Consider the following 14959-nt stretch of genomic DNA (forward strand, 5'->3'; position numbering starts at 1 on the left):
AACAGGTAAACTGTAAATGGCCCTGGAATCGGAAGACGAATTCGAATCGCATCAAAGTCAAAGAAAACTTGCACTGGCAACGATCGACGAATTGACTCAGACCAAGTTGGATTTGTTGGACGCGGGAAAGGAAATTCCAAGGTTCATCAATTACGCCATCTCCTATCTCAATAAAAAATATCTCACCGAAGAAAAAGTCATCAGCGATTTTTTGATTAAGAAGTAGATTTCCCAACGTTTAAAAGATTCTATTCTCCAATTTTTCAAGCCAGTTTGAATTTTGCGCCTATCTCAAAAAGCCATTGGCCCAGGGACTCCAATAAGAATTGAAAAAATAAAAACTCATTCGAGAACAAAAAATGTGGGAACTCCTGCGTTTTCGATCTACAAATGCTTCTTTCAAAAACGCAAGGAAATGGAAAAGAAACCAACGAGGACCGATTTCGAATTTTCTTTTGCAGTTTTGGGGTAACTTCGAATTTGAACCACTCCGTCCAATTTCAAAGACAATTTCAATATCGTACAAGAGGTCGGTCTTCACATAGAAAAAAAACGTAGAACCGATTTATAGGAAATCCCTCTACCCTTCCAATAAAAAAGCCGCGTGATCACGCGGCTTTTAGGACATTCAATTGTTTGATGAAGTTTCGCCTAACGGAATTCCAACATTTTGGAAATCATCATTCTCTGATCCAACTCCATCATATGAAGTTTTTGGCTGACCATCTTATCGACCTTTCTCATATATCTCTTGTATTGGAGAATGATCTGTCTCTGCTTATTGTACGGAAGCGGATTCGCCGGATCGTGTAACTTGGAAGTAACACTCGCCGGAACCGGTTGAATCGGATTATCCGGCCAAATAAAATCCGTATCATGACTGGAGAAAAATTCCAAAAGGATCTCACTGTTGTTATTCGGCGTTCTCTTTCCGTCGCCTAAGAACGTCGGCCCTTTCGGAGAATTGTTAATGAGACGTCTCATCTCTCGAATAAAAACTTCACCTTTTGCGTTCGTTCTTTTGAATTGAAGAATGATCTTGTCCAAGGATTGACCGTCGGTTCCGGGATAAATATAAATTTTGGATTGATAGAGATAGGTTTTTGGATAATCGGCGAAGGATTGACCGAGACCGAGATCCAATTCTAAGTATTGTTTGTTTTCCTTATCTTGAAAAAGAAACTTCGCCGCTTCTCTCGGTTCGTCTTCGATATAACGAAGAGCCTTTTTATAAGTCTCATCTTTTAAGAGGTTATTGATCTTAAGAATATTTCCTGCGATCGAAGCATGAAGGTTATCCACTTCGATATCCGTAAAGCCGCCTTTGCGAACGACTTCAATCTGTCTCTGTTCTTCCTTCTCTTCCAGAGTGAGCACCTTGTTCGGTGCCGCTCCGATTCCCGTGAGCGAAAGAATTGTCAGAATTGATAAAATACGGATGTTCATAGATTTACCCTTATTCAGATTATCGAAATTCTTATCCCCCGATCTTTATTTTACAAACCAAAAAAATGCAGAATCCTATGACTTCTTATTCCAGATTTAACGGCTTTTTTGAGGAAGAACTCAAAACCGGAGAGATTTCTCCTGATAAACTGGATTTTAAAAACAGAACCTTAGAGAATCTCTTTTATCTTTTTCAATCGATTCGAAATCCAAAAGCGGTTTCTCTTCTTCGAGAAGCCCCTTCCTCTGAATGGGTCGATTTTTGGGAATCGAGAGGAATTCAACTCGGACCATTTCAAGTTTTGAAGAGAAATTCAAGGAAGAATCTTTGTGCTCCTTCCCCCGAAAACGATTTTTTCTGGGAAGAATGGGGTTCCATTTCCGATCTCCATTCTTCCGGAGAGATTCTTTATTCTTCCTCGAAAGCGGATCTTTCCAGAAAATTGAATTCTAAAATTCTTTTGACTCTTTGGAAATCCGAGCAAGGGTTTGAGGATATCGAGGCGAGAGTTTTAGAAAAAACCTCGGATCTTCCAAGACTTTTCTCGGAATGGTCGGAATTCCCGCCCGAAAGGATCGTTCTCAAACCGGAGTTCAGCTTTTCAGGGAGACATAAAATCATAAAATTCGATTCTCTTCGGGTGAAAGGCGTGGAAGAAATCGAAACGGAAAAGATACGTTCTTGGTTTCCTTGCGTCGCGGAACCTTGGGTCCAAAGAACCTTGGATTTTTCCTGCCTCTATGATTTTTACTCCGGAGTTCCGACCTCAAAAGGTTCCACGATTCAAATCTGCGATGAAAAGGGAAAATACAACGGAGCCTTTCTGCCCTCCGAGAGAGAATCGGAGCGACTCCAATCGCACCTTGAACCGATTGCGCAATCTCTCTCCAGAAGTTTTTCCACCGACTACACAGGCCCAGCCTCCTTGGACGGTTTTGAGTTCCATTCTCAAAACAAAACGAAACAAAGAAGGTTGAGTGAAGGAAATTTCCGCTGGTCTATGGGAAGAATTCTTCTCGATTTTTCACGTTCGGAACTCTTTCAAGATACAAAAAAAACCAAAATCCGAGACCTCGCGATTCTTCCGCTTCCTCTCAAACAACCGATTCCTAGATTTTCAGAATGGATCTTTCGCTGGGGAATTTCTCAAGGAATAGAAATTCTACCCCTAACGCCGGATCGATTTTCCAACGGAAACGCATATGGAACGGTCTGGATTCTTTTAGGATTTCCTGAGAATTCAGAAACATCCATGTATGAAAGAATTCAAAAATTCTATCTGGAATGGAGGAAAAAGATTCTCTTTTGAAATGTACTTGAGGCTTTTTTAGACCTTGCCAGGATGTCCCATAGGTTGCGGTTTACCGCCCGGAAAACCATCCGCAAACTCTGCGGTCCAAATTCAGGATATAAAATGGAACTGTTTTTAAACTACGCTCTTTATGTAATCGTTAGCATCGGGTTTCTGATCCCCTTTACCGGGTTCGTGGTCGGAGCCGGAGCCATTGTAAACGCAACTCTTGCGGGATTTACCGTTAACTTTCTTTCTCAGATTTTGGAAGAAAATAAACTCCAAGATTTTATCTCCAGAAACAAAGATAATAAACTTGGTAAGGCGCTCCAAGACGCGATTACAAAAGCTCAAAACAAGATGAACGCGGCTCCTGCAAAAGCAGATCACGCAGAAGAAGGGCACGGATCTCATCACATCATTTCCGTTAAAACCTATTCTCTCATCTTCGCTACTTTGATTTTCTTTACCTTTGTTACGGTTTGGGTTGCGGGAATCGACTTTGGAGCAATGAACGTAATCATCGCGATGGCGGTTGCAACGGTGAAAGCTTCTCTCGTCCTTGCATACTTCATGCACTTGAAATACGACACAATCATGAACCGAGTCATTTTCGGATCCGGTTTGTTCTTCCTTTTACTCCTCTTTGGATTTTCCGCGGCGGACATCTTCACTCGATTGAAAGTAGTACTTTCTTTCGCTTTCTAATTCGAATTTTCAATCTTAGAATTCGAAAAAAGGCCGATCATCTTGATCGGCCTTTTTGTTTTAACGAAGAAGCAATCCATCGATCCGACCCGCTATTCGAACGAATTCAGCTTGTAGTATTTCTTCTCCGAATCGGAATTTGATTGGCTTTTTTGTAATAGAAGTGATTGTTTTCATTTCTTAAGGGGCATTTTATGAAATACAATCCGATTCGAAATTCTTTACTTTTAATTCTTATCGCAGTCTTTCTTCTTTCGTGCAAAAAAGATCACAATTTAGATCCAAATTCGAAAGTAATCCAACTTCCATCCCTCGGTTTAGGATTGAATTATGAAGGCTGGTATTTCAATGATAACCCGAACCTCATCAATCAAGCGCAGGAAATGGCGGCGAGCTCTGATAACTCAGGAGAAATCAAAAAGGCTCTGGAAGTCGCAGGTATCAATTTTTTTCTTTTCGAACACCCGCAGGGAAGTCCGGAAGCGCAAACATTCAATACAAACGTAAATTATACGATCGAAGACCTTTCCAAACAACCGAGAGAGATCTCTCTCGATGATTATATCTCTGCAGTCACCGGTCTTTATCCAACCGTCTTTCAAAAATACGAAATGATCAATCCTCCAAAAAAATCCAAGATTCAAGGATTGGATTCCGCTCTTCTCGAAAGTCGATTTGAACAATCGATCGCGGGAAAAAGCTACAAAGTTCACAACTATCAGTTGGTATTTATCGTGGACAAAAAGGCCCACGTCTTCACGGGAACTTTTCTTGACAAGGATGCGAAAAGCAAAGGTCAAAAGATTACCGAACTTTTGAGCAAGTTTATAAAGATATAAGAATTAGAATCCTTCTTCATCGGAAAGTATGGACTTCCGAAGAAGGAGGATTTCGATCGATCTCTTCCGTAGTTGAGATTTGAATATTCGGATTCAAAAAAAGAAATTTAACCTTTAAAAGGAATTCCCATTCTCTCTAAAATCACTTTCGCCTGATTTTGAAATTCAATTTCTTCTTGTTTGGAAAACGGTCCGAAAATTCCTTCCGTAAAACGTTTCGAAAGAGAAATATATTCCAAACATCCGGCTACCGTATAAATCGGTTTTGCTTTTCCTTCAAAAATCTTAAGATCGCCGTCTTTCTGAATCACCATCGCACCGGAAGGAATTTTTTTTCCACCGCGGACCATACAGCCTGCCATGATCATCGCACCGTCTCCGATTTCAGCGTCGTCTAACACGATACTTCCGATTCCAATGAGACAACCTCTTCCGATCTTACAACCGTGAAGCATCGCATTATGACCGACTAACGTATAATCTCCGATTTCAATTCCTCTACTAGAATCCGTATGAAGAGTTGTATTGTCTTGGATATTCACACCTTCTCCGAGAACGATATGGTTCATATCGGCTCTTGCGACGGCGCCTGGCCAAAGGGAAGAATAAGCTCCCATCTCGACCAAACCGATCGCGGTCGCCTGCGGATGTATGAATGCCGTCTCGTGAATTTTCATCTTATCTCAACACGAAACCGTTTTTGCCGGCAAGACCAACGAGTTGATCGGAAATTTCTTTGATTCTTTCTTGAGTAAACGTTTTTTCATAATTCACCAATTTGAAACGATAACTGACCGATCTTTTTCCTTCGGGAACGTTTCCTCCGGAGAATTGAGAGTAAACCCAACCGTCTTTTAGCTCCGGAATATTTTCCTTTTTAACGAGTTCGGTAAAATGATTTGTGTTTTCCTTTTCTCCGATGAGAATCGAAAGATCGATCTCGGCTTCCGGAAACTGAGACGGTGGAACGAATCTAGAAATTTTACGATTTGTATTCCAGATTTCAACGATCGAAGAAAAATCGAACGAACCGTAGATCACCCTTTTTTTCAGTTCAAAAGAATCCAACACCGCAGGATGGACGTAGCCTAAAACTCCGACTTGCCGCGATTCGACGACCAAAGACAAACTTGCCGCGGGGTGATAAAAGGATTCCTGTTTGATCTCCCAAGAATAATCAAAAATGCGAATGGACTCGAGAAGAGATTCGATTTGTTTTCGTACGTTTAAAAAATCTTCTTCAAGGAGTTTTAGATCCGTCTCCGAATTCTTTCTGTCGAAAGAAACTGCATACGCGAAGAATTTCTTCTCGTTGTCCGGCTCTGGAAGATTAAAATACGTTCTTCCGAACTCGAATAACTTGATTTCAGTAAATCGATCCTGATTGGTTCTCACATTTTTCAGAAGAGAAGGAAGCATGGAATTTCTAAGAACCGCTTGTTCTTCCGGCATCTCGTTCTTGATTTTCACCGAAAGTTTCGGATCTCCGTCGAACGTATTGTCCTTTAAAGATTGAAAAGAATAATTATACACTTCGTGGAAACCGAGTGACCCCGCAAAAAACGTTTTGAGTTTCCTTTCCAATTCTCGACTGAGATTTCGAACCGGAGTTTTTACTTCGGCCAGCACTGGAGCAACTTGAATCGTGTCGTAACCGCGAGTCCTTCCGATCTCTTCCACAAGATCTTCCGGAATCGTAACGTCGTAGTTATGCCGAAATTTAGGAACCAAGACTTCTAAGTGTTCCCCTTTCCAAGAAACAGTGAAGTGAAGCCTTTCTAAAATATCGGTAACGTCACCTTTCGATAATTCCACTCCCAACTTCGCATTGATAAAATGAATGTCTGTATGGATGTGAACTTCTTTATGAGGAGTGTGTAAAAATCCTACCGGCTCGGAAGCCTTTAGCTCGGAACAACCGTTCTCCTTTAAAAGATTGAGCGCTCTTCGAATTACCGGAAGAGTCGTCGTCGCCTCCAACCCTTTTTCATAACGAACCGAAGAATCGGATCTAATTCCTGTTAGGCGAATCGATTTACGAACTCGTTCTCTCGCAAAAACGGCGGATTCCATAACGATTTCCGTGGAATCGTTTTGCACCGCGGATTCTTTTCCGCCCATGACTCCAGCAATCGCAACGGGTTTTCCCTGATTTCGGATAAGAAGAATTTCGTCTTCCAAGGAAGGTGAACTCTCGTCGAGCAACGCAAAACTTTCTCCTTTTTTCGCGAACGATACTTCAAGGGAAACGCCACCTTGACTTTCTAAAAACTTTTTATCGAAAAAATGAGTTGGCTGACCCATTTCCAACATCACGTAATTGGAAACGTCTACCACGTTGTTGATCACACGAATTCCGCATTTTTGAAGTCGTGCTTGAAATTTCCTTTTGGAAGGAAGAATCGAAACTCCCTGAATCGAAGAAGCGTAGTAAGAATGAGCATTCTGATTTTCTAATACTTTCGGAAGTGAAATGTTGAGGTCGAAATTCCAAAGCGACTCAAAAGGATTGAATCGGATCGGAAGTTTGAGTTGGGACGCGAGCTCTCGCGCGAAACCGAAATGATTCCAAAGATCCGGCCTATGGGTAATCGACTTGTTATCCACGTCGAATACAATATCATCATAATGTAAAAACGCTCGAATCGATTTCCCGACTTCAGCTCCTTCTAAACCGTTCAAGATCCAAACGCCTGCACTCTCATCGGCAAGAGATAACTCTTTTTCAGAACAGAGCATTCCCGAACTTTTGACTCCTCTCAGCTCCGATTCTAAGATTTCCTTCTCTCCCAGCTTTGCGCCGGGAATTGCGAGCGGAACCAAGTCCCCCACTTTTACGTTTGTAGCCCCGGTGACAATTTGAGATTTTGTGGAGCCGTTCGTAACCTGTGCGATTTGGAGTTTATCCGCGGAAGGATGTTTTTCCAGAGATTCTATTTTTACAATTTTTACAAAATCCAATTCAGGGCGAAAAGGATCGGCGCCGTCGATTTCACAAACCGAAATCGCAATTTTTTTTAGGATCGCATCGAGACCGACCTCTTTCAAAGGTGCAAAGTCATTCATCCAGTCTAAGGAAAGTTTCACGTCGTCAGGCTCCGTTCGAATTGCTAAGGTCCAGAAACCTCGACCAAAATCGGATGTCGAGCAGGAAAAGGAGCCGAGTTTAGTACGGTAAATATACCTGGAAAAGTTGAAAACGGTGTTGAATCGTTTTTCCGTTCCTGACCTTGCGAAGCTCTCGATCGAAGTCTTCTTTTACTTTCTGAATCTCGTTTCGAGTCCGATTCATCGCGGATTTTTTTTCGGGTTTCCCTTCCCATTTGAATGCGGCTTCCTGACGCATCAGTTTTTCTTCGAGTTGTCGAAGCGTATTCTGATTGCTGGTTCGAATCTTGAATTCCTCTTTTTGAAACAAGTCGAGGGTTTGGTCTCCCAGTTGTTTCTTTCTGGATTCCACGATTTCATCCAAAGTCAAATAAGTTCGGATTAAATTTTCTTCAAAACGGGAAGGGAGTTCGATCTCCCTCTCGCCGGTTTTAGGATTAGAATCTGAATTCCTGAGTTCTTCCGGAAGTTCGGAAATCTGTTTGATACTTCCGCTTTGACGATTGCATTCGAAATAAAACAATTCGGTACGATTGAGGGTAAACTGAAAGTCCACCAGAAAAACATAATATTCTTTCTTGGAAACGGAATGAAAGGAAACTCCCCAACCCTTTTGATTCTGGATTAAATGAGAAACGGCCTTATCAACCAGAGGATGTCCGAATGCTAGAAATTCTAAGCTATCGTTTTGGAGCGCGAGTTCGGAATCGAAGGTCCCCAATTTTCCCTTAAACGGAACGGAATCGATTTCGTAAATCTGTGGTTTCTTTTTGACGAGTTTAAAACCCGCCTCTTCCGGAAACGTTCGCGTAAACCGGGATACGAATTCTTCGAGGTGCGTATTGTTAAACGAACGCTCTTCAAGTGTATGACTGTAATAATCCAAAAGATTAAAATCGATCATCTTGGGAGTTACGAGATCACTCAACTTTTCAAAACCTTTTTTTGCGATCTTGATTCGATTGTCGATCTCGTCTTCCATTTCGACTTTGGATTTATTGCCCGTAACGAATTTCATAAAGGAGGAATTAAAATCCAATTCGTCTTCGATCGCACCTAAGAGTTCATCCGATGAGCCGATCGATTCCTCAAAAAGACGAATTTTATTTGTGAGCACTTCGAGAATTCTTTCCGCAACGGTATCCTTGCTCGCAAAGTTAAAGATGAATACGTTGTCCTTTTGACCGAATCTATGAATCCTTCCGATTCTCTGTTCTATCTTTAAAGGACTCCAAGGAAGATCGTAATTGAACAAGACGTTCGCAAACTGAAGATTCCGCCCTTCCCCTCCCGCTTCGGTACAAATAAGAATTTCGGTCTTCGTTTTGAATTCTACGATCGCCCTCTCCTTTGCATCCGCGCTCAAAGAACCGTGAAACAAAGTTACTTGAAATTCCGCGAGGACGGACGCCAAAAAATCCTGAGTTGTTCGAAACTGAGTGAAAATGATGAACTTCGGATGTCCTTCCTTTTGCAATTTGAGAATCGTTTCCTTGAGCTTGATCGACTTCTTATCTTCTTTGATTTTTTTCCCAAGAAGAATCAATCGATTGAGAGAAAGAAGTTCTCTTCTTAAACTCTGAAGATCGAGCTGGACGGACTCATCCAAACCGGAGACGAATTCCTCAACGTCCTCGGTCTCATCCAAGTCCCATTCTTCCAATTTGGATTCCATTTGTTTGATATGATGGAATCGATTTTCCAATAGAAACTTTCTCTTTGTAAGCGCGGACAAAAGCGCGAAAACGGAAGAATCGAGAAGTTTTTGAAAAACGATCATCACAAAACCGATGGCGCGGTTTTGTGTTCTCATCGCGAGATTGTATTCCCTTCGAACATAATTGGTCGTCTCTTCGTAAAATTCCCGTTCCACCGGAGAAAGTTCGATTCTTACGGTTTTGGCGAATCGTTTGGTGAAACCGCCGACTTCCACCTTTCTTCTTCTCAAAAGGACCTTGGAAATTTTCTCTTTGAGATCGGTTTTATTTCCGAGTATATAATCGTTTACGAATGTATGATACGGTCCTAAAATATTCGGATCGATCAGATGCATCAGATAATACAATTCCTCCAACTTTCCGCGAAACGGAGTCGCCGTTAAAAGAAGAAGACATTCGCACTTTTTGGAAATTTTCTCCGCGAAAAGATAAGCCCTTGTGATCTTATGATAATCTCTTCGGAGTCGATGCGCCTCGTCGAAGATAACGATGTCCCATTTCGTTTTTAGAATTTCCTCTGCGTATTTCGGATTTTTGATAAAATCCACCGAAGTAATGACGTGCTGAAAATTTTTCCAATTCTTATCGCCTTCGGTGTGAAAGTTTCTTCGCTTAACAATTTCAAAATCTTCGTTGAATTTATTCTTCAACTCTTGTTGCCACTGAACCAATAGAGGAGAGGGAGCGACGATCAGAACCTTCTTATAACCTCTTCGGAAGATGAGTTCTTTCATCACAAGAGCGGCTTCGATCGTTTTTCCCAAGCCTACTTCATCGGCGAGAATAAAACGAGGACGAAGACTGTTGACGACGATATAGGTCGACTCGATTTGATGCGGAAGAAGTCTCGTTCTGGAATTGGAGAGCGCCGAAAGTTTATCGAAGGCATGCGTAAGTTTGAGTTCGTACGCGGTCAGCGAAAGATCCATCAGGCTCGGCTGTTCCCCGATATTTCTCAGCGGAGACGGATAACCGGGAAGAATTCTTAAATGAGGAGAATTTTCAGTGACCGTTTTTTTCGTTGAGGAGGAAACGAATTCTATCGTAATCTTTCCTTCCTCGGAGGAAACGATCTTTCCGATTCCCAACTCGGGTGAGTTTGCAAGAAAACAGAAATCACCTCGGTACCCGGAACGCTGTTTGGATTCGAAATCGAGGCTGAGTTGTAAGGTTTCTTCCAACTATACGCCCCTTTGATCGCCCCAAATGTATTTATGGGTTTGCAGAGAAAGGCGAAGACCGGAACGAAGAGAAGACTTGATCCATTCGGAAAGAAGTTCCGGGGACAATTCGCTTTGAACCGGAGACGCCAAAAGATTTCCGGTTAAACCAAAGTTTTGAATCACCTCGACACATCGATCAAAATCCATCCTATCTCGAATCACAAACTTAATTTCATCCAAACTGTTTTTTCTATCTTTATAAATTTCTAAATTTTTCAAAAGCATCCGATCTTCCATTCCGGAGCCGGGAAGTTTATAATCCAGAGTAAAGACAAACGAATCCAAACCTTCGATGGATTCGGCACCGTTCGTCTCCACTCTTGGTCTTGGATAAGAACCCGAATGATTTCGAGTTCTCAAGATTTCGTTTCCTAATGCGACGCTGAAATTTCGGTTTCTACCTTCCAAAGGTTCCCCTCCGGTAAGGAGAATCTGTGTATCCACGGGACTCAGTTCTCGAATTCGCTTCAGAACTTCTTCAAGATCCAATTCTTCACCTGCATTCGGAGAAAGGGCGTAAGGAGTATCGCACCATAATTTGCGTCCCACAGCCATTCCGCATCGTAAGGAACATCCCGCCATACGAACAAAGACGGTTGGCAATCCTGTTGAAATTCCTTCTCCCGAAAGAGAGAGATAGATTTCATGTACGGAGGTTTTCAGATTGTTCATAGGTCTTTAAGAGTACAAGATTTTTCTTTTTGCAAAGTTCACGTTCACAAAAAAAATAAAAAGGCTAATTCCAGAATTTCCGACCTACCCTTTGCGGTCAACTCTCGGAGCTTCGATTTGTGAGAAGTTGTTTTTTTTCGAGTTCAAAACTTTGCTTTGACAAAGAGAATCTTTCAAAAAGAAAAAAGAAGCAAGATTCTTATGCGCCATGGAAAGAAAATGTGGCCTGGGTATTTCTTAGTTTGAATTCTCAAGGAAGAAGAAAAAAGAGCTAGTTCTTTTGCTTGTCAATCGGAGCCAAAATGGTTCCCCTTGTAATTAAAAACAATTAACGGGGCTCCCTTGATTCGTTACATTCCGTCATTTCTCTTCGTTTATCTATTCTATCTTCCCTTTCGCATTTTACCATATCGTCTTTGTTTATTGTTCGGAAGATTTTTGGTCATTCTTCTTTACCCGCTCGCGAGAAAACACAGAAGAATCGCGTATGAAAATATATCCTATGCATTTCCTGAGTATAGCGAAGCCCAAAAAAAGGAACTTGTTTGGAAGAGTATTCTTCACATCGGAAACTTAGTCGCAGGAACTCTCTACGCGCCGAGGCTCAATCAGAAATGGATGGATCGATATCTCGTTTATGACAAAGAAAGTTTAGAGATAGAAAGAAAGACAAACGAAGAAGGAATCGGAGTCGTTCTCATCTCAGGACATTTTGGAACTTGGGAAATCCTAGTTCAGTTTATGGGAATTCGAATGAAGGGCGCAGGGATTTATAAGAAGGTAAGAAACCCTTACGTTGATCGATTGATTTATAAACTTAGAACGAAGAACGGAATCAAACTCGTATCCACCGATGAATCCAGTCAAGTTGCGAAGCTGATCAAACAAGGATATTGGATGGGTTTCGGTTCCGATCAGAACGCGGGAAAGGTAGGAATCTTCGTAAACTTCTTCAATCGTCCTGCTTCCACGTATCAAGGTCCTGCACTGATGGCCTACCTCACCGGGGCAAAGATGCTATTATACTCGGTCCTCTGTGGAGAAAAAGGAAAGGTCATCGTTCGAATCAAGGACTTAGGCTTTGTCGATAAGAAAGCGTTTTCAGATCGTGAAACGGCAATCCGTCATTATACGGAAGTGTGGACAAAAGCCTTAGAGGAAGAAGTGAAACTGTTTCCGGAACAGTATTTTTGGGTTCACAGAAGATGGAGAACAAAACCGGGAGATTTTCCCGGCCAAGTCTGAAATGAAGAATGGTTCTTACGTTCGATCCGATTCTAAACGTCCAGTTAACTTGAAAAATGACCAAGAAAAATTTCGGGAATTTATACTTTTGTGTAATCTGATTTTTCAATGAAGTGAGAGAACCAAAAAAGAACTCTCGAAAAAAAACCTTTTTGATCGATTCTCAAAAAGAAAGTTCCAACTGAAAGTCTTCGGCTGTGAAAAATCGGTTTTTAATTCAAAGCCATAAGCCTTTTCTGAAAAGGTTGATTCTCCCGAAAGAAATTTAGAATTTTCCCAAAACCGTAAAATGTAGGAACTCCTATAAGAATCCAGTAAGAAGAATTCCTTTCAATAAGTTCGCAAGCGTATGAAAGACGGACTTTGTGGGAACTCCTGCGTTCTTTTACCCGGCTGAAACCGAAATTTCAAAAGATTCCTTTTCCGGATTTGGGCAACCTATCCTCTTACGTAAATTCTGAAATAGGAGAAACCGATCCCAAAAAGAAATCTTTTCTTCAGGAAATTCTTTCCCAAAAAATAAATCGGGAAAAAGAATTTTTTAAATCTTACTTTTTCGGAAACGTCTTCTTATACAATTCCAAAGAATCCAAAACGATTTGTCTGGCAAGTTTTGCGTTTTGAAATTCTTCGATCACGACCGTCTTTTTTTCGAGCTTCTTATAATCTTCAAAGAAATGTTTTAGTTCCAACGTGAAATGTGGAGGAAGTTCAGAGATGTCATTGATGTGATTTACCGACATATCATTTGCGGCCACCGCGATGATCTTATCGTCTTCCTCGCCGGAATCCAACATTCTCATCACCCCGATTACTTTCGATTTTACCAAACAGAGCGGCTCGAGTTCCACTTGAGAAAGAACCAGAATATCGAGAGGATCGTGATCTCCGCAATAGGATTGAGGAATGAAGCCGTAATTCGCCGGATAATAAAAAGAAGAATATAGGACACGATCTAATTTTAGAATCCCGTATTCCTTATCTACCTCATACTTCGCTCTACTGCCGCGTTTGATTTCGATAATTCCATTTACAAATTCCGGAATTTCTTCGCCCGGAGAAATATCATGCCAAGGGTGTACCATAACGGAAAACTATTGAACGGTTTTAAGGAAGGCAAGTGCAAAATGGCTCTTCGTTTCGGTTCGACTTTTCAATCAAGGGACCGAACACTACAAAATGAGGGGCAAACGCCCGAAAAACCGGAAATTTCTACCCTTTTCTATATTCTACCCCGGGAAAGAAACGATCATGGTCGGAACTCCGGGGTTCCTAAAAAAATAAAATGGCGCTTTTTCTTATAAAAAAGGAAATTTTGGTAAATAAATTTTCTGCCAGGAGTTATCTTGAATGAGGACGAACTTATGCGAAAATTTTCCATTCTTAGAATACTCTTTTTAACTTTTTTGGCTCACTGTGCGCAAGCCGATAAGATGCAATTCGATGCCTCAAAAGGTTTGGGAACGGCAATTCAAGTTGTCGCGACGGAAGTCGTGAACACTCCGGTGAGTTCACAGCAGAACTCCAGCACTACTTCCGGAGGGACAGGGAATTCCACATTCACTCTCGGAGGAAATATTTCCGGTCTGGTCAGTGGAAGCCTTACTTTGGCAAACGGGAGTGATACGGTTACGATTCTTCCTTCTTCTCCGGGAATCACGGGCGGAGCCGGAACCTACCAGTTCTCCACGAAACTAAACAGTGGAGCTTCTTATAACGTTTCCATTTCCGGCTTTCCGAACAACCTTTCTTGCAATCTTTATAATAATACCGGGGCCATTTCTGGGAATGTCACCGACATCGATATCTATTGCTTTTCGGTGGTCCTGACTTCTTCTCTTACCGTAGTCGAGGGTACGACCAATGCTTCCACAAATTTTACTTTGAATCTTTCGCATCCACCGGGACCAAATCCGTCTGGCACTGTATCCATTTCCTATCCGAATTTCCCGACAAACTTGAGCGTTAATTCCGCCTTACCGACCACCTTAGGAACGACGGCTGTCAACCGGATCGTGAGTGGAACGAATGAGACAGGAACGCCAGATTTTGCCGATGAAAGCGAAGTCATCACGGCAAGGGTTTCCCAATCGATAGGAAGCGCGACTAACGTTTCGACGACTTCCAATATTACGATTTCGGATAATGATAAAAGAATGTATATGGTGAACGCGGGAAACGGTGGAACCGGAAATTTCGGGGGAAAGGCCGGTGCTGATACTCTCTGTTCCTCTAATAAACCGGGAGGCGTTTCTGGAACCGTCATTGCGCTCTTGGGAACGTCTACAAGAAAACCTCTCCCAAGCCCGAGTGCCGACTGGCCTCTCAAACCGCTCTACACTTACTATAGAACTGATAACACCACTGTGATTGCCACATCGAACAGCGCTTCCATTCTTCCTTTTTCATGGTCAAACAAGGTAAGCTCTAATTCAGGAGTGACGGCCGCGTTCGCTTGTCCGATGGGAAGCAACGCATGTGGATATATTACTGGAATGGACAACACTTGGACGGTTCTCCTCGCTCAAAATTGCTCTAACTGGACAAGTGCGAGTGCATCCGTGGATGGAATGACCGGTTGGGCAGGAAGTGTCAATTCCTCTGCAATCAATTACTTTGCTTCCACCTGCGACGCTTTAGGCTCCTCCGCAAACGTAATCTGTGTGGAACAATAAGCTATTAAATAAGAGAACTCTAAAGTCAAAGCC

At 42.0% G+C, this 14959-nt stretch carries 12 protein-coding genes; 6 read left to right on the forward strand and 6 right to left on the reverse strand.

Annotation, left to right across the window (positions count from 1 at the left end; genetic code table 11):
* The first annotated feature begins 16 nt into the window (after positions 1–16).
* Positions 17–226, forward strand: coding sequence for a hypothetical protein (locus DLM75_RS01295; RefSeq protein WP_100785273.1), 210 nt, complete (start codon positions 17–19; stop codon positions 224–226).
* Between the two features lie 425 nt (positions 227–651).
* On the opposite strand, the gene DLM75_RS01305 is transcribed toward DLM75_RS01295, so the two are convergent.
* On the reverse strand, positions 652–1446 hold the full coding sequence (locus DLM75_RS01305) for an LIC13212 family protein (RefSeq protein ID WP_118966755.1): 795 nt from the start codon (positions 1444–1446) through the stop codon (positions 652–654).
* Between the two features lie 77 nt (positions 1447–1523).
* On the opposite strand from DLM75_RS01305, the gene DLM75_RS01310 reads away from it, so the two are divergent.
* From DLM75_RS01310 to DLM75_RS01320, 3 genes are all read left to right on the forward strand, one after another.
* Positions 1524–2756, forward strand: a complete 1233-nt coding sequence (locus DLM75_RS01310; RefSeq protein ID WP_118966756.1) for a hypothetical protein — start codon at positions 1524–1526, stop codon at positions 2754–2756.
* Between the two features lie 105 nt (positions 2757–2861).
* Entirely contained in the window at positions 2862–3446 is a 585-nt protein-coding gene (locus DLM75_RS01315) for a cytochrome C oxidase subunit IV family protein (protein WP_118966757.1), read from the forward strand.
* 194 nt (positions 3447–3640) lie between these two features.
* Complete coding sequence (locus DLM75_RS01320) at positions 3641–4285, forward strand: LIC_13215 family putative lipoprotein (protein WP_118966758.1); 645 nt, start codon at positions 3641–3643, stop codon at positions 4283–4285.
* A gap of 107 nt (positions 4286–4392) precedes the next feature.
* On the opposite strand, the gene DLM75_RS01325 is transcribed toward DLM75_RS01320, so the two are convergent.
* The 4 genes from DLM75_RS01325 to DLM75_RS01340 form a co-directional block, all read right to left on the reverse strand.
* A complete protein-coding gene (locus DLM75_RS01325; protein ID WP_118966759.1) occupies positions 4393–4962 on the reverse strand; it encodes a gamma carbonic anhydrase family protein in 570 nt (189 codons plus the stop codon).
* 1 nt (position 4963) lies between these two features.
* Positions 4964–7372, reverse strand: coding sequence for a phenylalanine--tRNA ligase subunit beta (pheT, locus tag DLM75_RS01330; protein WP_118966760.1), 2409 nt, complete (start codon positions 7370–7372; stop codon positions 4964–4966).
* Between the two features lie 79 nt (positions 7373–7451).
* Complete coding sequence (locus DLM75_RS01335; RefSeq protein WP_118966761.1) at positions 7452–10292, reverse strand: DEAD/DEAH box helicase; 2841 nt, start codon at positions 10290–10292, stop codon at positions 7452–7454.
* Complete coding sequence (locus tag DLM75_RS01340; protein WP_118966762.1) at positions 10293–11006, reverse strand: 7-carboxy-7-deazaguanine synthase QueE; 714 nt, start codon at positions 11004–11006, stop codon at positions 10293–10295.
* A gap of 342 nt (positions 11007–11348) precedes the next feature.
* On the opposite strand from DLM75_RS01340, the gene DLM75_RS01345 reads away from it, so the two are divergent.
* Positions 11349–12251, forward strand: coding sequence for a lysophospholipid acyltransferase family protein (locus DLM75_RS01345; RefSeq protein WP_118966763.1), 903 nt, complete (start codon positions 11349–11351; stop codon positions 12249–12251).
* A 548-nt stretch (positions 12252–12799) separates the two neighbouring features.
* Here the strand turns inward: DLM75_RS01345 and DLM75_RS01355 are convergent.
* The gene (locus DLM75_RS01355; RefSeq protein ID WP_118966765.1) at positions 12800–13336 is read right to left on the reverse strand and encodes an inorganic diphosphatase; all 537 of its coding nucleotides are present in this window, start codon (positions 13334–13336) and stop codon (positions 12800–12802) included.
* A 261-nt stretch (positions 13337–13597) separates the two neighbouring features.
* Between DLM75_RS01355 and DLM75_RS01365 the strand changes: the two genes are divergently transcribed.
* Positions 13598–14926, forward strand: a complete 1329-nt coding sequence (locus DLM75_RS01365) for a DUF1554 domain-containing protein (protein ID WP_118966767.1) — start codon at positions 13598–13600, stop codon at positions 14924–14926.
* The last annotated feature ends 33 nt before the right edge of the window (positions 14927–14959 follow it).

It is taken from the genome of Leptospira stimsonii (assembly GCF_003545885.1).
Lineage (GTDB): Bacteria > Spirochaetota > Leptospiria > Leptospirales > Leptospiraceae > Leptospira > Leptospira stimsonii.